This window comes from Luteimonas yanweni, assembly GCF_039548475.1.
GTDB lineage: Bacteria > Pseudomonadota > Gammaproteobacteria > Xanthomonadales > Xanthomonadaceae > Luteimonas.
In genome coordinates, this window is the sequence record NZ_JBCLVC010000002.1 from 137,052 (window position 1) to 157,173 (window position 20,122).

Annotated in this window: 18 protein-coding genes, 1 tRNA gene, 1 pseudogene and 1 riboswitch; of the genes and pseudogenes, 4 read left to right on the plus strand and 16 right to left on the minus strand. The window is 70.5% G+C overall.

All coding sequences use genetic code 11. The features are described from left to right. Window positions 1-7: 7 nt before the first annotated feature. Window positions 8-424 (minus strand): RNA-binding S4 domain-containing protein, encoded by a 417-nt coding sequence (locus tag WCE39_RS00675; protein WP_343274783.1) that lies wholly within the window; start codon window positions 422-424, stop codon window positions 8-10. A 49-nt stretch (window positions 425-473) separates the two neighbouring features. Between WCE39_RS00675 and WCE39_RS00680 the strand changes: the two genes are divergently transcribed. Further along, the gene (locus tag WCE39_RS00680) at window positions 474-1,988 is read left to right on the plus strand and encodes an MATE family efflux transporter (RefSeq protein WP_343274784.1); all 1,515 of its coding nucleotides are present in this window, start codon (window positions 474-476) and stop codon (window positions 1,986-1,988) included. A gap of 72 nt (window positions 1,989-2,060) precedes the next feature. Here the strand turns inward: WCE39_RS00680 and rplS are convergent, their stop codons facing one another. The 11 genes and pseudogenes from rplS to moaA form a co-directional block, all read right to left on the minus strand. Further along, the gene (rplS, locus tag WCE39_RS00685) at window positions 2,061-2,492 is read right to left on the minus strand and encodes a 50S ribosomal protein L19 (protein WP_343274785.1); all 432 of its coding nucleotides are present in this window, start codon (window positions 2,490-2,492) and stop codon (window positions 2,061-2,063) included. Between the two features lie 135 nt (window positions 2,493-2,627). Then, entirely contained in the window at window positions 2,628-3,419 is a 792-nt protein-coding gene (gene trmD / locus WCE39_RS00690; protein WP_343274862.1) for a tRNA (guanosine(37)-N1)-methyltransferase TrmD, read from the minus strand. 56 nt (window positions 3,420-3,475) lie between these two features. Next, window positions 3,476-3,988 carry a ribosome maturation factor RimM gene (gene rimM / locus WCE39_RS00695; protein WP_343274786.1) on the minus strand — a complete coding sequence of 171 codons (513 nt, stop codon included), beginning with the start codon at window positions 3,986-3,988 and terminating at the stop codon, window positions 3,476-3,478. Between the two features lie 37 nt (window positions 3,989-4,025). Continuing rightward, window positions 4,026-4,289 (minus strand): 30S ribosomal protein S16, encoded by a 264-nt coding sequence (gene rpsP / locus WCE39_RS00700; RefSeq protein WP_343274787.1) that lies wholly within the window; start codon window positions 4,287-4,289, stop codon window positions 4,026-4,028. A 105-nt stretch (window positions 4,290-4,394) separates the two neighbouring features. Next, complete coding sequence (locus WCE39_RS00705) at window positions 4,395-5,219, minus strand: aminotransferase class IV (protein ID WP_343274788.1); 825 nt, start codon at window positions 5,217-5,219, stop codon at window positions 4,395-4,397. 35 nt (window positions 5,220-5,254) lie between these two features. Beyond that, window positions 5,255-6,622: a signal recognition particle protein gene (gene ffh, locus WCE39_RS00710; RefSeq protein WP_343274789.1), complete on the minus strand. Its 1,368-nt coding sequence runs from the start codon at window positions 6,620-6,622 to the stop codon at window positions 5,255-5,257. Window positions 6,623-7,239: 617 nt separating this feature from the next. Further along, window positions 7,240-7,740 (minus strand): annotated as a pseudogene (locus tag WCE39_RS00715) (molybdenum cofactor biosynthesis protein MoaE); the annotation flags it as partial. A gap of 2 nt (window positions 7,741-7,742) precedes the next feature. Beyond that, on the minus strand, window positions 7,743-8,003 hold the full coding sequence (locus WCE39_RS00720; RefSeq protein ID WP_343274790.1) for a MoaD/ThiS family protein: 261 nt from the start codon (window positions 8,001-8,003) through the stop codon (window positions 7,743-7,745). After that, window positions 8,000-9,262, minus strand: coding sequence for a molybdopterin molybdotransferase MoeA (locus WCE39_RS00725; RefSeq protein WP_343274791.1), 1,263 nt, complete (start codon window positions 9,260-9,262; stop codon window positions 8,000-8,002). Before WCE39_RS00725 ends, WCE39_RS00720 begins: the two co-directional genes overlap by 4 nt. Then, window positions 9,259-10,254 (minus strand): bifunctional molybdenum cofactor biosynthesis protein MoaC/MoaB, encoded by a 996-nt coding sequence (gene moaCB / locus WCE39_RS00730; protein WP_343274863.1) that lies wholly within the window; start codon window positions 10,252-10,254, stop codon window positions 9,259-9,261. Before moaCB ends, WCE39_RS00725 begins: the two co-directional genes overlap by 4 nt. Before the next feature lie 38 nt (window positions 10,255-10,292). Continuing rightward, window positions 10,293-11,273: a GTP 3',8-cyclase MoaA gene (moaA, locus tag WCE39_RS00735; RefSeq protein ID WP_343274792.1), complete on the minus strand. Its 981-nt coding sequence runs from the start codon at window positions 11,271-11,273 to the stop codon at window positions 10,293-10,295. Then, window positions 11,265-11,407: riboswitch (molybdenum cofactor riboswitch) on the minus strand. (Overlaps the previous gene by 9 nt.) 91 nt (window positions 11,408-11,498) lie before the next feature. Between moaA and WCE39_RS00740 the strand changes: the two genes are divergently transcribed. After that, window positions 11,499-12,284, plus strand: a complete 786-nt coding sequence (locus tag WCE39_RS00740) for a cytochrome C assembly family protein (protein ID WP_343274793.1) — start codon at window positions 11,499-11,501, stop codon at window positions 12,282-12,284. Window positions 12,285-12,290: 6 nt separating this feature from the next. Here WCE39_RS00740 and radA read toward each other — a convergent pair whose 3' ends face one another. After that, complete coding sequence (gene radA, locus WCE39_RS00745) at window positions 12,291-13,670, minus strand: DNA repair protein RadA (protein ID WP_343274794.1); 1,380 nt, start codon at window positions 13,668-13,670, stop codon at window positions 12,291-12,293. A gap of 170 nt (window positions 13,671-13,840) precedes the next feature. Here radA and WCE39_RS00750 point away from each other — a divergent pair, with 170 nt between their 5' ends. Together WCE39_RS00750 and WCE39_RS00755 are read left to right on the plus strand one after the other, a co-directional pair. Continuing rightward, complete coding sequence (locus tag WCE39_RS00750) at window positions 13,841-15,526, plus strand: GMC family oxidoreductase (protein WP_343274795.1); 1,686 nt, start codon at window positions 13,841-13,843, stop codon at window positions 15,524-15,526. Window positions 15,527-15,562: 36 nt separating this feature from the next. Continuing rightward, window positions 15,563-15,638, plus strand: a tRNA-Thr gene (locus WCE39_RS00755). Between the two features lie 67 nt (window positions 15,639-15,705). Here WCE39_RS00755 and ispH read toward each other — a convergent pair. The 3 genes from ispH to ileS all read right to left on the minus strand — a co-directional run bounded on the left by ispH (window position 15,706) and on the right by ileS (window position 20,098). Continuing rightward, window positions 15,706-16,656, minus strand: a complete 951-nt coding sequence (gene ispH / locus WCE39_RS00760; RefSeq protein ID WP_343274796.1) for a 4-hydroxy-3-methylbut-2-enyl diphosphate reductase — start codon at window positions 16,654-16,656, stop codon at window positions 15,706-15,708. A gap of 164 nt (window positions 16,657-16,820) precedes the next feature. Further along, window positions 16,821-17,321, minus strand: coding sequence for a signal peptidase II (lspA, locus tag WCE39_RS00765; RefSeq protein WP_343274797.1), 501 nt, complete (start codon window positions 17,319-17,321; stop codon window positions 16,821-16,823). Next, window positions 17,312-20,098, minus strand: a complete 2,787-nt coding sequence (gene ileS, locus WCE39_RS00770) for an isoleucine--tRNA ligase (RefSeq protein ID WP_343274864.1) — start codon at window positions 20,096-20,098, stop codon at window positions 17,312-17,314. The genes lspA and ileS overlap by 10 nt, the downstream gene beginning before the upstream one ends. Window positions 20,099-20,122 lie beyond the last annotated feature (24 nt).

Below are 20,122 nucleotides of genomic sequence, written 5' to 3' on the forward strand. Positions count from 1 at the left end.
TCGCCGGTCAGCTGGCGTCGATGTCGCCGAGGGCGCGGATCAGCCGCCGTGCGCGCTTGTCCGGGCGGTGCTCCGGCGCGCGATAGCCGTCATGGGCGGCACGGCGGGCGAGCGCCGCCTGTTCGCGTGCCTGGCGGGAGGCATCGGACTCGCGGTACAGGAGTCGCGCGACCGGGGCCGGGCCGCGGTCGTCGGAAAGCCCCAGCACCTCGACCTCGAACGCGTCCTCGCCGCGCAGCACGCGCAGTGCATCGCCCACGCGCACCGTGCGCGAGGGCTTGGGCCGCTGGCCGCCGATCTCGACCTTGCCGTTGTCCACGGCCTGCCTGGCCAGCGTGCGCGTTCTGAAGAAGCGGGCAGCCCACAGCCAGATGTCGATGCGTACCCCGGCCGCCGGGGCCGGTGCCTGGTCCTGTGCAGTCATGTCCCGATTCTAACGCCGGCCTCGACATCGCTTCTGGCACGATGCGTCCATGGCAAAACCTTCGACGCGCGACCTCACCGCGGGCGCCATCGCCCCCACCCTGCTGGTCTTCGCGCTGCCGATCCTCGCCGGCAACGTGCTGCAATCGCTCAACGGCTCGGTGAATGCGGTCTGGGTCGGGCGATTCCTGGGCGAAGAGGCCTTGGTCGCCACGGCCAACGCCAACAACATCATGTTCTTCCTGCTGGGTTCGGTGTTCGGCATCGGCATGGCCGCGACCATCCTGGTGGCGCAGGCGATCGGTGCGCACGACCCGGTGCGGGCGCGGCGCGTCATCGGCACCAGCGCGAGCTTCTTCGGCGCGCTGTCGCTGCTGGTGGCTGCCGCCGGCCTGCCGCTGGCGCGCCACATCCTGGATTGGATGGGCACGCCGGAGGCTTCGCTCCCGCTGGCCGAGGCCTACCTCCAGGTCATCTTCCTGGCGGTGCCCTTCATGTACATGTTCGCCTTCCTCACCGCGGTGCTGCGCGGTGCCGGCGACACCCGCACGCCCTTCGTGTTCCTGGCGGTGGTGGTGGTGGTGGACATCGTGGTCAACCCGGTGCTGATCTTCGGGCTTGGCCCGTTTCCGCGGATGGGCATCGCAGGCTCCGCCGGCGCGACCCTGGTGGCGAATGCCTGCAGCCTGGCGGCGATGCTGGCCTGGCTGCGCTGGCGCCGGCACCCGCTGTGGATCCCGCGCGCCGAGGTCCGCGCCTACCTGCCCGACCCGGCGATCGTGCGCGCGCTGGTGGTCAAGGGCGTGCCCATGGGACTGCAGATGATCCTGGTGTCGCTGGCGATGCTGGTGATGATCAGCATGGTCAACGGCTACGGCGTGGATACCGCATCGGCCTATGGCGCGACCCTGCAGCTGTGGACCTATGTGCAGATGCCGGCGATGGCGATGGGCGCCGCCTGCACTTCGATGGCGGCGCAGAACGTCGGCGCCGGGCGCTGGGACCGGGTCGACGGCACCATGCGTGCCGGCGTCGCCTTCAACTTCCTTCTGACCGGCGCGCTGATCGCACCGCTGCTCTTGTCCGGCCCGCGGATCCTGTCGCTGTTCCTGCCTCCGGGCAGCCCGGCGATCGAGGCCGGCCAGCACATCAACCTGATTGCGATCTGGTCGTTCCTGTTCTTCGGCGTGACCTTCGTGGTCTCGGGCGTGGTGCGCTCGACGGGCGCCGTGGTACCGCCGCTGCTGATTCTCGTGGTCGCGCTGTGGGGCATCCGCGTGCCCTTCGCGAACCTGCTGCAGCCGGCGCTGGGGGCGGATGCGATCTGGCTGAGCTTCCCGGTGAGCGCGCTGTGCGCGATGGTGATGTCGCTGGCCTACTACCGCTGGGGCCGCTGGCGCGAGGCGCGCATGCTGGCAGGCGACGGCGACACGGATACGGTCGCGATCCCCGCCGAGATACCGGCGCAACCGCCGGCACCGGTGGCCGACGCCTGTCCGCGCATCGCGCCGCGTCCCGGCGCCGTGCCGGCAGGCGCGCGGGCGGCGGCGCAGGGCGCGGATTGAACGCGGAAATCCGGGCCCGGAAACGCGAACGGCCGCCCGAAGGCGGCCGTCCGGTGGAGCGCGTGGCCGGGCTTACTTGGCCGACGCTGCCTCGCTGGCTGCAGCGGCTTGGGCGGCGGCCTTCGCACGCGCCTTGGCGTTGCCGGCCAGGTCTTCCTTGATGCGCGCCTTGCGGCCCTCGAGCTCGCGCAGGTAGTACAGCTTGCCGGCGCGCACCGCGCCGCGGCGCTTGACCTCGACCGAGTCGATGGCCGCGCTGTGGGTCTGGAACACGCGCTCGACCCCGAAGCCGTGCGAGATCTTGCGCACGGTGAAGGCGGAGTTCAGGCCCGCGTTCTTCTTGGCGATCACTACGCCCTCGTAGGCCTGGAGGCGCTCGCGATTGCCCTCCTTCACCTTGACGTTGACGATCACGGTGTCGCCGGGGCCGAAGACGGGGAATTCGCGCGTGACCTGCTCGGTCTCGAAGTTCTGCAGCAGGGTATTGAGTGAGGGCTTGTTCATGGTCGTGGTTGCCTGTGCCTGTTGGTAGTGCCCTGTGGGCTGTTATAGCGCGAGTGCACGTGGACCCGCGTCTTGGCGTGGTTACAGCTAGCCGCTCATTGTAGCGTGGTTCCGCCCCTGCCCGCCAGCGGCGTGTTACCGGGGCGGGCGCGGGTCGTCGCCGACAGGCGCCAGGCCGGCTTCGGCCAGCCATTCGTCAAGCAGGCGCCGGTCGGCCCGGGACAGCGCGCCCGGGTCGATCAGGTCGGGGCGGCGCAGCCAGGTCCGCCCCAGCGCCTGCTGGCGGCGCCAGTTGGCGATCGCAGCGTGGTTGCCCGACAGCAGCACCGGCGGCACCACTCCCAGCGGATGCTGGACCGGCCGCGTGTAGTGCGGGCAATCGAGCAGAAGCGGCCCGTCGCCGCCGTCGGCCTCGAAGCTGTCCTGGGCGGCCGATTCGGCGTCATTCAGGGCCCCGGGCAGCAGGCGGGCCACGGCATCGACCACCACGGCCGCGGCCAGTTCGCCGCCGGAGAGCACGTAGTCGCCGATCGACAGCTCCTCGTCGACCTCGGCCGCGAGCAGGCGCTCGTCCACGCCTTCGTAGCGTCCGCAAAGAAGCACCAGGCGCGGCAACAGCGCGAGCTCGCGGGCTTTTGCCTGGTCGAGCGGCCGCCCTTGGGGGCTCATGTAGATCACGTGCACAGGCGCAGTGTCGGCCGCGCGCGCGGCGGCCAGCGCGGCACGCAGCGGGTCGATCAGCATCACCATGCCCGGCCCGCCACCGAAGGGGCGGTCGTCGACGCGGCGATAACTGCCTTCGGCGTGGTCGCGCGGGTTCCAGCCGTGCAGCGACAGCAGGCCGCGCTCCGCCGCGCGCCCGACCACGCCGTGGCCGGCCATCTGGGACACGAAGTCCGGGAACAGGCTGATGACGTCGATGCGCATCGGGTCGCGCGTGGTGGTGTCGACGTCGGCGGCGTCGATGGCGCCCGCGGCCATGCCTAGAATTCCGGGTCCCAGTCGACGGTGACCAGGCCGGCCTCGAAATCGACCGAGACGATGTAATCGGGGGTCACGAAGGGGATCATCCGCTCGCGATCACCCACGGCCACCAGCACGTCGTTGGCGCCGGTGGAAAACAGGTGCGACACGGTGCCGAAGTCGACGCCTTCGACAGTGGCCACGCGCAGGCCTTCCAGGTCGACCCAGTAATATTCGCCGGGCGCCGGTGGCGGAAGCGCCGCGCGCGGCACCCAGACTTCGCTGCTGCGCATCGCCTCGGCGGCGTCGCGGTCTTCGATTCCCGGCAGCGTCACGACCAGGCCCTTGGGGCTTTCACGACCCTGCGCGCCCGACAGCTCCCGTTCGCGGCCCTGCGCGTCGCGCAGGATCCAGGGCTGGTAGCGAAGGATCGCGCGTGCCGGATCAGTGAACGATTCCAGCTTCAGTTCGCCACGCACGCCAAAGGCGCCGTGGACCCTGCCCAGCAGGATGCGGCGCCCGGTGGTGTCCATGAAGGATATGGCCGCGCGCGAAAGCGCGGCCCGGCCATCAGGCGGCGGGAGCCGCCGCGGCGCTGGTCGCTTCCTTGTACAGGTTGCGGACCTTGTCGCTGACCTGCGCGCCCTGCGAGACCCAATGGTCCACGCGGGCGGTGTCGAGCACCACGCGCTGTTCGGCGCCCTGCGCAACCGGGTTGTAGTAACCCACGCGCTCGATGTTGCGGCCGTCGCGCGCGCTGCGCGAGTCGGTGACGATGATGTGGTAGAAGGGGCGCTTCTTGGCGCCACCGCGGGTAAGGCGGATCTTGACCATGGTGCGTTCTCTGTGTTGCCCAGTCGCCAGGGTGGCGAGGTAAGCCGGGAATTATAGCGCAGGCCGCGGCCGCGCGAAACCCGGCACCGCCGCCCGATCCCGCGCCTAGAAATCCTCCCAGGGAACGGCGGCCAGCAGGTCCCTCAACGCGCCGCCGAACCCGGCGTCACCCGGCAGCGCATGGGCGTCGATCGACGCGATATCGCGGATCCCGCTTGAATTGACCGCGAAGGCAGCACGCTGGCATTCGACGTCTTCGAGAAGTACCGGCACGCGCCGCTGCGGGATTCCGGCATCGTGCAGCTCCCGCTGCAGCAGCCGCCAGGTGACGCCCGCCAGCGCAGGCGCCCGGGGCCAGGTCACTGTCTCCCCGTCCCAGAAGGCGATGCTCCAGAAGCTTCCTTCGGCAATACACCCGTCGGGGGCGATCAGGAGCGCATCGTCGTAGCCCGCTGCCTGCGCCTGCGACCGCATGGCGAACTGGGGCTGCAGGGCGAGATGCTTCACCAACGGGCAGGCGCGAAGGCCGTGATGGCTGCGCACGCGAAGCGGGGACGCGGAAACCGTACGCGGTGGCTCGATCCGGACGTCGACGCGCAGCAGCCGGGCGGAGTCGCCCTGTGCCGAGGGGTCGTACCGGAACGGCGAAGCGACAGCCGCGCGGTCATCCGGTGACACCCCGCGACCTGCGGGACGCACGCAGATCCTCAGCGTGCAATCGGCGCGGTCATCACACTGCAGGAAGGCATTGCGGATCTCTCGCCGCAACCGGCCCTTGTCCGTGCCGATCCGCCACAGGTCCTGGGAGGCGTGGCGCAGCCGCAGCAGGTGCAGGTCGCGCCCCTGCACCCTGTCCCCGCGCATCTGCAGGCTGGTGAAGTGGCCGGCGTCCACAGGATATTCCGCGGGGGCGGCAAGGCCTTCGGACACCGCAGGATCCTCCGCCATGCGACGAGTTCCGGCGATCAGCGGAACGGCATCCCGCCGCGCCCGCCCATCATGCCCTGCAGGCCGCGCATCATCCCCTTCATGCCGCCGCGGCCCAGCTTGCCCATCATCTTTTCCATCTGCTGGTACTGCTTCATCAGCTTGTTGACGTCGGCCGGCGTGACGCCGGAACCGGCGGCGATGCGCTTGCGGCGCGAGCCGTTCAGCAGCGCCGGATTGCGACGCTCCTTCTTCGTCATCGAGCCGATGATCGCGACCATGCGCGGCACTTCCTTGCCGGTGACCTGGTTCTTCACGGAATCCGGGATCTGGCCCATGCCCGGCAGCTTGTCCATCAGGCCGTGGATGCCGCCCATGCCCTGCATCTGCTCGAGCTGGTCGCGCATGTCGTTGAGGTCGAACTTCTTGCCCCTAGCGACCTTCTCGGCGAGCTTCTGCGCCTTGTCCTTGTCGACCTGGCCTTCCACCTGCTCGACCAGCGACAGCACGTCGCCCATGTCGAGGATGCGGCTGGCGATGCGGTCGGGGTGGAACACGTCCAGGCCGTCGACCTTCTCGCTGGTGCCGATGAACTTGATCGGGCGACCGGTGATGTAGCGCACGCTGAGCGCCGCGCCGCCGCGGGCGTCGCCGTCGGTCTTGGTCAACACCACGCCGGTCAGCGGCAGCGCTTCACTGAAGGCCTTCGCGGTGTTGGCCGCGTCCTGGCCGGTCATGGCATCGACCACGAACAGGGTCTCGACCGGCTTGACCGCGGCGTGCAGTTCCTTGATCTCGGCCATCATCGCTTCATCAATGGCGAGCCGGCCGGCGGTGTCGACCAGCAGCACGTCGATGAACGACTTGCGCGCATCGGCAATCGCCGCGCGGACGATGTCGGCAGGCTTCTGCGACACGTCCGAGGGGAAGAAGCGCACGTCGACCTGCTTCGCCAGCGTTTCCAGCTGGGCGATGGCGGCGGGACGATAGACGTCGGCGCTGACCACCATCACCTTCTTCTTGCGCTTCTCCTTCAGGAGCCTGGCCAGCTTGCCGACGGTGGTGGTCTTGCCCGCGCCCTGCAGGCCGGCCATCAGGATCACCGCCGGCGCCGGCACGTTGAGGTTGAGGTCGGAGGCGGCCGCGCCCATCACCGCGGTCAGCTCGTCGCGCACGACCTTGATCAGGGCCTGGCCGGGGGTCAGCGACTTCAGGACCTCCTGGCCGACCGCGCGCACCTTGATGCGTTCGATCAGGGCCTGGACAACGGGCAGCGCGACGTCGGCTTCCAGGAGTGCGATGCGCACTTCGCGCGTGGCCTCGCGGATGTTCTCCTCGGTCAGGCGGCCGCGGCCGCGCAGGCGCTCCATGGTGCCGGAGAGTCGCTGGGTGAGGGATTCGAACATGGAGGACGCCTGGCAGGGATCTGTGGACCGCCAAGTATAGCTTTCAGCCGTGAGCCCCTCGCGCGCCCGCGGCGAGTCGCGACCGGTCGGCCCGGCGCCGGTCAGTCGGGACGCGGCGCGGCGCGGCGCAGCGGTGGACCGCGGCGGCGGACGCTGTCGCGGACGTCGACTTCGAAGGCGAGCCTCAGCGCCGCTTCGCCGCCGGGCAGCGCGAACTCCAGGGCATCGCGGCATGGCAACCGGGCAACGTAGTCGCGCACCTCGGCCTCGGGAAGGCTGAAGGTCCACGCTCCGCCATCGGCGTCGAAGCGCGCAGCGGCCCTGCCCTCGTCGCTGGTCGCGGCAGTGGCCGCGTCGCCAACCAGCAGCCGCAGCCGCTGGCAGGCCACGGCGCCCGGCGCCGCCTGCGTGCGGTTCACCACGTCTTCGCCAGCCAGCAGCCGCGCCAGTTCCTCCTCGTCGATGCGCAGGCGCAGCGATGGGCCTTGAAGCTGGACTTTCATCGCTGCGTGGCGGACGGAAGCGACGCGCCCCCCCTCAAGCGTCGAAGCCACGCCAGCCCTCCGGTCATCGGCATGCGGGTGGCCATGGCTGTCGGCGTGAAGATGGGCACCGGCATGATCGTGCCCGTGACCTGCGTCCTCGCCATGCGCAGCGGCGTTGGCGTCATCGACGCCGCACAGCGAGCAGCCCTCGCTCCAGACGCTGTCGCCATCCTCGTAATGCTCCTGCTTCCAGATCGGGCTGGTGTGCTTCACCTGCTCGATCAGCTCGCGGCAGGCGCGGAAGGCCTCGTCGCGGTGCGGGGTGCCCGCGGCCACCACCACCGCCAGGTCGCCCACGCCGAGGCGTCCCCTGGCATGCGCGACGTACAGCCGGACCTTCGGTCCGAAGCGCGTATCGATCTCTTCGGCGATGGCCCTGAAGCCATTCAGCGCCAAGGGCTCGAACATGTCGTAGCTGACGCCGGTGACCACGCGGCCGTGGTTGAGGTCGCGCACGCGGCCGATGAACATGGTCATGCCGCCGAAGCCGGGATCGGACACGAACTCCAGCGCCGACGCGGGATCCAGCGGGCCGTCGACGATGTCGGTCACCGCGCAGTGGAAGCGCACCATGTTCAACCTCCGCTCACCGGCGGCAGCACGGCCATTGCCACGCCGGGGACCAGGGCCTCGGCATCGCGCATCACCGTGCGCTCGCTCGCGAAGGCCGAGGCCTTCAGCAGTTCCGGCCGGAACGCCGGCCAGTGTTCGCGGGCGTGCTGTTCCAGGGCTTCGCGCAGGTCGGACACGCGCGCACCATCGGGGACTTCAAGCTCGACCTGCGCCGCGGGATCATGCGCCCGGAACGCACCAAACAGGCTCAGCTGCACCTTCACTCCAGCACCCCTCCGATCAGCGGGGCCTCGAGGTGCCCCAGGCCATAGACATCCACCATCCCGCCGGCCTCGAGCGCCATGGATTCCGGCGGCACCACGATCCAGGCGTTGGCCGCAAGCAGCGGCAGCACCTTGAACGACTCCTGGCCCTGCAACACCCGGGCGCGCAGGCAGCCGTCGACAAGCTCGACCCGGGCCTTGAGGTGGAAGCGCAGCGGCGCGCGCTTGCGGTAGGCGGCCGCCAGCGGCATGCGCAGGGGGCGCTCGGCCGCCATGCCGGTCATTGCGCGCAGGGCGGGCTCCGCGAAGAAACGCAGGCCGACCGCGCTCGACACCGGATTGCCGGGCAGCCCGAAGAACAGCGCGCCACCGGCCAGGCGCGCGAACAGCAGCGGCCTGCCGGGACGGATCGCGACCTTGTGGAACCGGATGTCGGCGCCGATGCCGCGCAGCGCGTCGGGCACGAAATCGTGTCGGCCCATCGACACCGCGCCGGTGCTCAGCACCACGTCGGCCCCGGCCCCGAGCGCGCGCTCGAGCGCGGCCAGGAACATCTCCGGCTCGTCGCCGACGGTCTCGCGCAGCACGATGTCCGCGCCCGCCGCGGCCGCGCGCGCGGCCAGGAACGGCCCGTTGCTGTTGCGGATCTCGCCCGAGGCCAGCGGGCGCGCCGGGTCGTCGACCAGCTCGCGGCCGGTGTTGATCACCGCCACCCGCGGGCGCCGCCGCACCGCCACCGTGCTGACGCCGAGCGAGGCAAGCACCATCAGCTCGGCCGCGCCGATGCGGCTGCCGGCAGGCACGGCCGGCGCGCCCGCGAGGATGTCCTCGCCGCGCAGGCGCACGTTGTCGCCGGGCGGCACGTCGGTGGCCAGCCGGATGCGTCGCGGCCGCCCTTCACCGTCGTGCCCGAGGATCTCCACGCGCTCGACCGGCACCACGCTGTCCAGCCCCTCGGGCATGCGCGCGCCGGTCATGATTTCCCAGGCGCCCCCGCCCGCCGCCGAAGCTTCGTCGCCGGCTACCTGCGCGCCGGAGACGTCGAACTCGCGGCCCGCGGCCAGCACCTCGCCCGCGGCGCGCAGCGCGAAGCCGTCCATCGCCGAGTTGTCGAAAGGCGGCAGGTCCGCTTCGCTCGCGACCGCCTCGGCCAGCACCAGGCCGAGCGCGTCCTGCGGAGCGCGCCGCTCGATCGCAAGCGGCGCCGCTTCGCCCAGGACCATCGCCAGCGCGTCGTCGTACGCGAGGGCCGCGCTCACGGATGCCCCCCGCCATCGACCATCGCCAGCGCATGCGCCAGCAGCGGCGCCAGGATGTCGATGCCCTGCTGTGCCGCGCGCCGGCTGCCGGGCAGCGCGAACACCAGCATGCCGCCGACCTGCACCACGTCGGCGCGGCTGAGCCAGGCCAGCGGGGTGTGCTTGGCGCTCTCGCTGCGGAACATCTCGGCCAGTCCGTCGACGCCGCGATCGGCCACCGAACGCAGGGCTTCGGGCGTGTGGTCGCCGGGGCCGAGGCCGGTGCCGCCGGTGGTCAGGCAGATGCGCACGCCTTCGGCGGCGAGCGCGCGCAGGCGCCCCGCAAGCGGCTCGATGCCGTCGGGAAGCACCTCGGCACCGGCCACCTGCGCGCCGAGGCGGCGCAGGCCGTCGACCAGCAGCGGGCCGGACAGGTCCTCGTACTCGCCGCGGCTGGCGCGGTCGCTGAGGGTGAGCACCGCGCATGGCACGCCGTCCAGACGGGCGATGTCGCGCGGCCGGTAGTGCGCGCGTTCGTCGCCGTCCATGCCGTCGGGGTGCAGCCACAGGCCGCTCTTGCCGCCTTCCTTGAACAGCAGGCGGATGCCATCGATGGCAAGCGCCGGCTCCACCGGTTTGGTCAGGTCGTACAGCGTCAGCAGCGCCGCGTTCACCCCAGCCAGCGCCTCCATCTCGACGCCGGTGCGGGCTTCGGTGGCGCACTCGCAGTACACGCGGATGGCATTGCGCGACGGCACCGGAACGCAACGCACCTGCACCAGTTCCAGCGGCAGCGGGTGGCACAGCGGCATGAGTGCGGATGCCATCTTCGCGCCCTGCAGGCCAGCCACTTCGGCCATCACCAGGGCGTCGCCCTTGGGCAGGCGGCGCTCGACGATCATCGGGAAGGCAGCCGCACCGGCCATCAGTTCGCCGACCGCCACCGCGCGCCGGCGCGTGGGGCGCTTGTTGCGGATGTCGGCCATGTGGAAGGCCGCCGGTTCACCGGTCACGCGCTGTCCGCCCATGTGTTCGCTGGTCATTGCGCCGCTCATCCTCCGATGGATGCGAGATGCGGGGTGAGGCCGGTCTCGCCCTGGTGCAGGCCATGGCCGGCCGCCTTCAGTCCGAGCTGGGTGCTGATGCGCGCAACCAGCGCGTCATGGTCGTCGTCGGACTGCAGCAGCGGACGCAGGCCGATGCCGAAGTCGCCGAACAGGCACAGCCGGAGGTCGCCGCGTGCGGTCACCCGCAGGCGGTTGCAGCCAGCGCAGAAATCCTTCGAGTACGGCGCGATGATGCCGATGCGACCCCTGTAATCCGGATGCGAATACTCGCGCGCAGGGCCGGCGTCGGGCGCGCGCGGACGCAGCGTCCAGCCGGCCTCGACGATCTCGTCCTCCAGCGCTTCGGCGCGCAGGTGGTGGCGTTCGAAGAACTCGAGGTTGTCACCGGTGCGCATCAACTCGATGAAGCGGATGGCGATGTCGCGCTCGCGCAGGTAGTCGAACCAGCCGGGCAACTCGTCGTCGTTGCGACCGCGCAGCAGCACCGCGTTGAGCTTGACCGAATCGAAGCCGAGGCCCAGCGCCATCTCCACGCCCTCGGTGACCTCGGCGAAACGGTCGTGGCCGGTGATCGCACGGAAGCGTTCCGGGTCCAGCGTGTCCAGGCTGACGTTGAGCGCGGTCAGGCCGGCCTCGCGCCACTCGCGCACGTGGCGCGGCAGAAGGGTTCCGTTGGTGGTGATGGCGATGCGGCTGACGCCGGGCACGGCGGACACCGCGGCGATGATCGGCAGCAGGTCCTTGCGCAGCGTCGGCTCCCCGCCGGTAAGCCGGATCTTGCTCATCCCGAGCGCCGCGAAGGCGCGCACCAGGCGCTGGATCTCATCGAGTTCGAGGAAGCGCGGACGCCCGTCCGCCTGGTAGCCGTCCGGCAGGCAATAGCTGCAGCGGTAGTTGCACGCCTCGGTCAGGGAGAGGCGCAGATAGGGGAACGACCGCCCAAAACGGTCGACCAGGGCAGCCATGTTGTCGCTCCATTCCGGGACCAGGGAGGCCGGCCCGTTTCCAGTCCGACCCGGTGGCCCGCGAAGGCCACGGCCCGGGCGCCATATCCGTGGAATCCTTCGGACACAGGCAGCCGGGCTTGGAGTGCCACGGGGCCAAGGCCCCGCTTGCGGACAGCATAGCGCGCCCGCCGCGCAACGTCGCCGCCCGTTCAGGCCGGCGGGTGCGTATGCGACACTGCGCGGATGCTTCCCGTCCTCATCGCGATCGTTCTCTACCTGGCGGCCGCCGGCCTGCTGGTGCGCGGAATCCGGCGCGGCCAGTGGGGCCACGCCTGGCCGGTCGCGGCGACTGGCGCGATGCTGGCGCATGCGATCGAGCACGTGCTGGCCTGGCGTGGAATCGGCGGCGCGGACATGCATTTCTTCGCGGCCATCTCGCTGGTGACCCTGGGCATGGCAGCGCTGACCACCGCCGTCGGCATCCGTGGGCGGCGCATGGGCACGCTCGGCGTGGTGGTCTTCCCCATCGCCGCGCTTGCGCTCCTCGGCAACCATCTCCACGGCCACATCCCGCCCGAGCCGCTGGACTGGCGCCTGCAGCTGCACGCCTGGCTGGCACTCCTCGCCTACGCCACCCTGGGCGTGGCCGCGTTGCTGGCGGTGATGCTGTGGCTGCAGGAGCGCGCGCTCAGCCGTCGCGAGATCCACGGCTGGCTGCGCGCCCTGCCGCCGCTGGTCGAACTCGAGACCCTGCTGTTCCGCACCATCGCCACCGGCTTCGTGCTGCTCGGCGCCACCCTCCTCACCGGCGTGCTGTTCGTCGAGGACCTGCTGGCACAGCACCTGCTGCACAAGACCGTGCTGAGCGGGCTGTCGTGGCTGGTGTTCGGCGTGCTGCTGATGGGCCGGTGGCGGTTCGGCTGGCGCGGGCGAAAGGCGGTGCACTGGACGCTGGCGGCGATGGCGCTGCTGGTGCTGGCCTTCTTCGGCAGCAAGTTCGTGCTGGAGCTGGTGCTGCAGCGGGTCTGAAGACCCTCAGCCTGCGGCGTCGATGGCGTCGGCCAGGCGCTCCACGCCCACCACTTCAAGATCCTTGTAACGCCCGGCTTTCGGCGCATTCGCCCTGGCCACGATGGCGCGCCTGAAACCATGGGTGGCGGCCTCCTTCAGCCGCTCTTCGCCGTTGGGCACCGGACGGATCTCGCCCGACAGCCCGACCTCGCCGAAGGCGATCGTCTTCTCCGCCAGCGGCCGGTCCTGGAGCGACGACAACACAGCCAGCAGCACTGGAAGGTCGACCGCGGTCTCCTGCACGCGGATGCCACCGACCACGTTGACGAACACGTCCTGGTCGCCCACCGCGATGCCGCCATGCCGGTGCAGCACCGCCAGCAGCATCGCCAGCCGGTTCTGTTCCATGCCCACCGCCACCCGCCGCGGGTTGGACAGCGGCGATGAATCAACCAGGGCCTGGACCTCGACCAGCAGCGGGCGCGTGCCCTCGCGGGTCACCATCACGCAGCTGCCGGGCTGGCGCGTGCCGCCGGAAAGGAAGATCGCCGACGGATTGGGCACTTCCTTCAGGCCCTTGTCGCCCATCGCGAACACGCCGAGTTCGTTGACCGCGCCGAAACGGTTCTTGAACGCGCGCAACACCCGGAAGCGGCTGCCGGAATCGCCTTCGAAGTACAGCACCGCATCGACCATGTGCTCGAGCACGCGCGGGCCGGCGATGCCGCCCTCCTTGGTGACGTGCCCGACCAGGAACACCGCGGTGCCGGTCTCCTTGGCGTAGCGCACCAGGCGCGCGGCGGATTCGCGCACCTGGCTGACCGAACCAGGCGCCGCGGTGAGGGTCTCGGTCCACAAGGTCTGCACGGAGTCGGCCACGATCAAGCGCGGGCGCAGCTTGGCGGCATGGCCGAGGATGTGCTCCACGCAGGTCTCGGCCAGCGCGTTCACGCCCTCGAGCGGCAGGCCCAGGCGGGTGCCGCGGCCGGCGACCTGCGCCAGCGACTCTTCGCCGGTCACGTACAGGCCCGGGAGCGTGGACGCCATGCTGGCCATGGCCTGCAGCAGCAGGGTGGACTTGCCGATGCCGGGGTCGCCGCCCACCAGAACGACGGCGCCCTCGACCAGCCCGCCGCCCAGCACGCGGTCGAATTCGCCGATGCCGGTGGACACGCGCTGGTCGTCGACCTGCATGACGTCCTTCAGCGGCGTGACCTTCGGCGCCTCGGCCTTGCCCGCCCAGCCGCCGCGCCGCGCGGGGCCGGCGGCTTTTGACGAGGCGGCGGACTCCAGAACGATCTCGGACAGCGTGTCCCAGGCCCCGCAGGCGCCGCACTGGCCCTGCCACTTGCTGGAGTCGGCGCCGCATTCTGTGCAGACGTAGGCCGTCCGTGCCTTGGCCATGGATGGATTCCGTGTGGAAGGCGCTCAGGATAGCGGCGCGGCGTCGCGCCGCGCGAGACGCCGCGCCCGGCCCGGGGCAAGCCGGGGTGGATGACCGCTGCCCGCCCGGCTTGGCGTTGTCAATCAACGGCGCCCCCGTATGCACGGCAGCCGCGCCGAGGAGACTCCGCTTGATACTCGACTATCTTGATCCTTCGGCGCCCAGCGACTACCGGAGCGACCTCTGCATCATCGGCGCGGGACCGGCCGGCCTGGCGGTCGCCAGCGCCTTCGCCAACAGCCGCTTCACCGTCTGCCTGCTCGAAAGCGGGGGCATGGAAAGCGAACCCGACGCACAGGCGCTGAGCGAAGGCGAATCCGTGGGCTCCTCCCGGCTCGACCCGCACCTGTGCCGGCTGCGCGCGCTGGGTGGCAGCTGCCGGCTCTGGGGCGGAGGCTGCGTGCCGCTGACGCGCCTTGACCTCGCGCCGCGCGACTGGGTGCCCCGCAGCGGCTGGCCGATCGGCTTCGACGAGCTCGCCACCTGGTGCAGCCACGCACGCTCCGAGCTCCGCATCGACCCGCGCCACGGCATCGGCGACGGCAGCTTCGGCAATGCGCACTTCCCGCATGCGCTGCCGCTGCTGGAGGAATACGCGGTGGATCGCGTATGCATCGAGAGCCCGGTCTTCTTCCAGGCCGATTACCGGCCGCTGCTCGAAAAATCGGACAACATCACCCTGCTGCTGCACGCCAACCTGATGGAGCTCGCGGCCACGCCAGGCGCAGGGCGCGTGCAGGAGGCGCGCATCGGCAGCCTGGACGGCCGTCGCGGCACCGTGCACGCGCGCCACTACGTGCTCGCGGCCGGCGGCATCGAGAACGCGCGCCTGCTGCTGCTTTCCGATGGCGCGCACCCGCACGGCCTGGGCAATGCCCACGACCAGGTGGGCCGCCACTTCATGGATCATCCGCGGTGCCTCGCCGGACAGGTGCTTGGAGGCAACCTGGACATGCTGCTGCGCCCCTACGACCGCGAGGGCCAGCGCGAGTCGCGCCCGCTCTATCGCGAGCTCGCGCTGGCCGACAGCGCCCAGCGCCGCCTGCGCCTGCTCAACGCCCGCGCCCGGCCGCTGCCGGTGCTCGACTCCGCGCCCGCCGGGCTGCAGGCACTGCGCGACCTGCGCGCCAGCTTCCGCACGCCGCCGGCCAATGACGACAGGGGAGTCGAAGAAGGAGTACAGAGCTCCCTGGCCTCTGGCCTCGCGGGCACGCACCCGACCGCGCCACCGGCCGCGGGCGGAGCCCGGCGGGCGCGCCTGGCGCTGCGCATGGGCATGAACGCCGGTCACGTGGCGGGTGCCGTCGCCCGCAAGCTGCGGCATCGTCCCGTCGACCGCGTCAGGTCCGTGGACCTGATGGCCTATTTCGAGCAGGCGCCCAACCCCGAGAGCCGGATCACGCTCGGCGAGTCACGCGACGCACTGGGGCTGCGCAAGGTCCGCGTGGACTGGCGCTTCACCGATTTCGACTACGCGTCGTTCCGCACCAGTGCAGGCCTGCTCGGCAGCGAGGCCGCTCGCTGCTGCGGCGGCCGCTTCCAGTCCGCGCCCTGGATCGCCGACACGACGCTGAGCCCCGACCTCGTGGGCACGGCCCACCACATCGGCACCACCCGCATGTCCGACCGGCCCGGCGACGGTGTGGTCGACCGCGATTGCAAGGTCCACGGCGTTGAAAACCTGCATGTCGCCGGAAGCTCGGTGTTTCCAACAGGTGGCTGGGCCTTCCCGACGTTCACGATCGTGGCCCTGGCGATGCGCCTGGCCGACCGCCTGCGCACCGGCCTGGAGGTCGGGGGGCCTGTGATGCTTTGACCGCGGCGCGGGCGCACCCCTACAATGTGCGGCCCCGCCGGAATAGCTCAGTTGGTAGAGCGGCGCATTCGTAATGCGTAGGTCGTAGGTTCGATTCCTATTTCCGGCACCAGCATCAGGAGAAAGGCCGCCCCCGGGCGGCCTTTTTCTTTCCGGCATCCGGCGGACAGGCGCGCGCCTCAGTCCACCAGGCGCAGCCGCAGCTCCTTGGGCAGGGCGAACACCATGTTTTCGCGCTCGCCGGCGAGCTCGCTCACGCTGTCGGCGCCGAGCCCGCGCAGCCGGGCCAACACGCCTTCCACCAGCACGTCGGGAGCCGAAGCGCCGGCGGTCACGCCCACGTGGCGGCGGCCAAGCACCCATGCCGGGTCGATCTCGTCGGCACCGTCGATCAGGTAGGCCTCGACGCCGTCGCGCTCCGCAAGCTCCCGCAGCCGGTTGGAGTTCGAGCTGTTGGGCGAGCCCACCACCAGCACCAGGTCGCACCTGGTCGCCAGGAGGCGCACCGCGTCCTGGCGGTTCTGGGTGGCGTAGCAGATGTCGTCGTTCTTCGGGCCCTGGAGCGCCGGGAAGCGCGCCCGCAGGGCCTCGATCACGCCGCGCGTGTCATCGACCGAGAGCGTGGTCTGGGTGGTGTAGGCCAGGTTCTCCTGCTGCGCGACCTGCAGCGCCTCGACGTCGTCCACGTCTTCGACAAGGTAGATGGATCCGGTACCGCGCTCGCGGCTCCACTGTCCCATCGTGCCTTCGACCTCGGGGTGCCCGGCATGGCCGATCAGCACCACGTCGCGGCCGGCGCGACAGTGGCGCGCGACCTCGAAATGCACCTTGGTCACCAGCGGGCAGGTCGCGTCGAAGACCTTCAGCCCGCGCCTGTCGGCTTCCTGGCGCACCGCCTGCGACACGCCGTGGGCGCTGAAAATCACCGTGTTGCCGTCGGGCACCTCGTCGAGCTCCTCGACGAAGATCGCCCCGCGCTCCTTGAGGTCGTCGACCACGTAGCGGTTGTGCACGACTTCGTGGCGCACGTAGATCGGCGCCCCCAGCGTCTCGATCGCGCGCTTGACGATCTCGATCGCGCGGTCGACGCCGGCGCAGAAGCCGCGGGGGTTGGCGAGCAGGATATCCATGCCGCCATTCTACCCCTGCCCCGATGGGAGCGCTCCTGCCCTCGCGGGCGTGGCCTTCCGCTGGAGCGGGAGCTGGAGCGGCCGTCCGCTTTTGTGGGAGCGGCTATAGCCGCGATGGCGTGGTGCCCCGATCGCGGCTATAGCCGCTCCCACAAACAGCTGTCCTACAGGGTTTCGGGCTTCTTCGGGGCGAAAATTCCGAACAGGGCAATCCCGATGGCGCCACCAACGATGGCGGCATCGGCGATGTTGAAGGCCGGCCAGTAGTGCTCGCGCCAGTGCCACTGGATGAAGTCGATCACGTGCCCGTGCAGCAGGCGGTCGATCACGTTGCCGATGGCACCGCCGATCACCAGCGCGAACGGCAGCGCCGTGCGCCAGTCCGCGCGCGGCGTGCGTGCCAGCCAGACGCCCAGCAGGCCGCTGATGCCGAAGGCGAGCACGGTGAAGAACCACTTCTGCCAGCCGCCGGCATCGGACAGGAAGCTGAAGGCGGCGCCCGTGTTGTAGGTGCGGTACCAGTTCCAGAAGCCCTCGACCACGGGGATCGCGGTGTACTCCGGCAGGCTGGTCAACACCCACTGCTTGCTGAGCTGGTCGAGCACCAGCACCACCAGGGAAACGACCAGCCACGGCAATGCGTTGGGCTTCGGCTTCAGAACCACAGGCGATCCTCCCCCGGGCCTTCGACGTTCGACACGCAGCGCGTGCACAGCTGCGGATGGGCCGCGACCTTGCCGACGTCGCCGCGGCGCTGCCAGCAGCGCACGCACTTGGGCTTGTCGGTGGGCACGGCCGCCACCGCGACTTCGCCGGCGTCGTCATCGGCCACCAGGGCCACGTCGCCGCTGATGAACAAGAAACGCAGTTCGTCGAGCAGGCCCGACAGGCGGTTCTGGTCGGCCACGCCGCAGGTCAGGGTGATCTCGGCGTCAAGCGCCGCACCGATCGCGCCGCTGGCGCGCATCGGCTCCAGCACCCTGGACACCTGCTCGCGCAGGCGCAGCAGCTCGTCGAACTCGCGCGCGGACAGCGCTGCATCGTCGGTGAGCGGAGCCAGGCCTTCGTACCAGGTGGCGAACAGCACGTTGCCTTCGCGATCGCCCGGCAGGTAGCCCCACATCTCGTCGGCGGTGAAGGCCAGGATTGGGGCGATCCAGCGCACGAAGGCCTCGGCCATGTGGTACATCGCCGTCTGCGCGCTGCGCCGGCCGCGCGAGTCCTCGCGCATGGTGTAGAGCCGGTCCTTGGTCACGTCGAGATAGAGCGAACCGAGATCGACGCTGCAGAAGTTCATCAGCAGCTGCACCACCTCGGCGAAGTCGTAGCGCGCACAGGCATCGACGATCTTCTGCTGCACACCGTGGGCGCGATGCACGATCCAGCGGTCGAGCGCGACCATGTCGGCCGACGCCACCACGTCCACCGCGGGGTCGAAACCGTGCAAGTTGCCGAGCAGGAAGCGCGCGGTGTTGCGGATGCGGCGGTAGGCGTCGGCGTTGCGCTTGAGGATCTCCTTCGACAGCGACATCTCGTTCGAATAGTCGGCCGACGCGATCCACAGGCGCAGGATGTCCGCGCCGAGCGTCTTCATGATTTCCTGAGGCTCGATGCCGTTGCCGAGCGACTTCGACATCTTGCGGCCGTGCTCGTCCACGGTGAAGCCGTGGGTCAGGCACTGCCGGTACGGTGCGGCACCATCGATCGCGATACCGGTCAGGAGCGAGGACTGGAACCAGCCGCGATGCTGGTCGGAGCCTTCCAGGTACAGGTCGGCCGGCTTGCCGATGCCGCGCGCCGCCAGCACGCACTCGTGGGTGACGCCGGAGTCGAACCAGACGTCGAGGATGTCGGTGACCTTGTCGTAGTCGGCGGCCTCGTCGCCAAGCAACTGCGCCGGATCAAGCGCGAACCAAGCATCGATGCCGCCCCGCTCCACCAGGTCGGCCGCGGCGCGCATCAGCTCGCTGGAGCGCGGATGCGGCTCGCCACTTTCCCGGTGCACGAACAGCGCGATCGGCACGCCCCAGGTGCGCTGGCGCGAGATCGTCCAGTCCGGGCGACCCTCGACCATGCCGGCGATGCGCGCTTCGCCCCAGCCGGGGAACCACTCGACGCCGTCGATCGCGGCCAGCGCGTCGCGGCGCAAGCCGGCCTTGTCCATCGAGATGAACCACTGCGGCGTGGCACGGAACGCCACCGGCGTGCGATGGCGCCAGCAGTGCGGATAGCTGTGTTCGATCTTCGAATGCGCCAGCAGCGCGCCGCTCGCGCGCAGCGCCTCGACGATGGCGTCGTTGGCCTTCCAGATATGGGTGCCGGCCAGCTCCGTCCCGTTCGCCGCGGGCGTCGACGGCAGGTACACGCCACGCCCGTCGACGGGGTTCATCTGCGCCGCGGTGTAGCGGTCGACGATGCCGTACGCGCGCGCGGCCGTGAAGTCCTCCTGGCCGTGGCCCGGCGCGGTGTGCACGGCGCCGGTGCCGTCATCGTCGGTCACGTGGTCGCCCAGGATCACCGGGATATCGCGTTCGGCGTAGAACGGATGCGCGAACAGCAGGCCGTCCAGCGCGGCGCCCTTGGCATGGCCGTGGACCACCGCCTCGCCTTCGACCCCGTAGCGTGCCAGGACCTTCGAGGCCAGCGACGCGGCCACCACCAGCCAGCGGGCACGCCCGTCGTGCGCGGGCCCCTCGACCAGCGCGTACTCGATGTCCGCGCCGAGCGACACCGCGAGCGACGCCGGCAGCGTCCACGGCGTGGTGGTCCAGATCGGCAGCGCGACCTCGACGCCGTCGGGCAGCACTGCGCCAAAGACCCGCGCCACCGCGCCGGACTCACGCGCCGCATAGGCCACGTCCACCGCCGGGGACACCTTGTCCTGGTACTCGATCTCGGCCTCGGCCAGCGCCGAGCCGCAGTCGAAACACCAGTACACCGGCTTCGCGCCGCGCACCAGGTGGCCGTTGTCGATCACCTTCGCCAGCGCGCGCATCTCGTTGGCTTCGTACGCCGGGTCGAGCGTGAGGTAGGGATCGTCCCACTCGCCGAGCACGCCCAGTCGCTTGAAGTCGGCCTTCTGCAGCTCGACCTGCGCCAGCGCGTATTCGCGGCAGGCCTGGCGGAACGCCGCGGCGTCGAGCTTCGCGCCAACCCGGCCGTGCTTCTTCTCGATCGCGATCTCGATCGGCAGGCCGTGGCAGTCCCAGCCCGGGACATAGGGCGCGTCGAAGCCGGCGACCGTCTTGGAACGGACGATGATGTCCTTCAGGATCTTGTTGACCGCATGCCCCAGGTGGATGGCGCCGTTCGCATACGGCGGGCCGTCGTGCAGGACGAAGCGCGGCCGGCCCGCGGCATGCTCGCGCAGGCGGGCATACAGCCCGTCCGCCTCCCAGCGCGCCAGGGTCGCCGGCTCCCGCTTCGGCAGGTCGCCGCGCATCGGGAAGGCGGTCTCGGGCAGGAG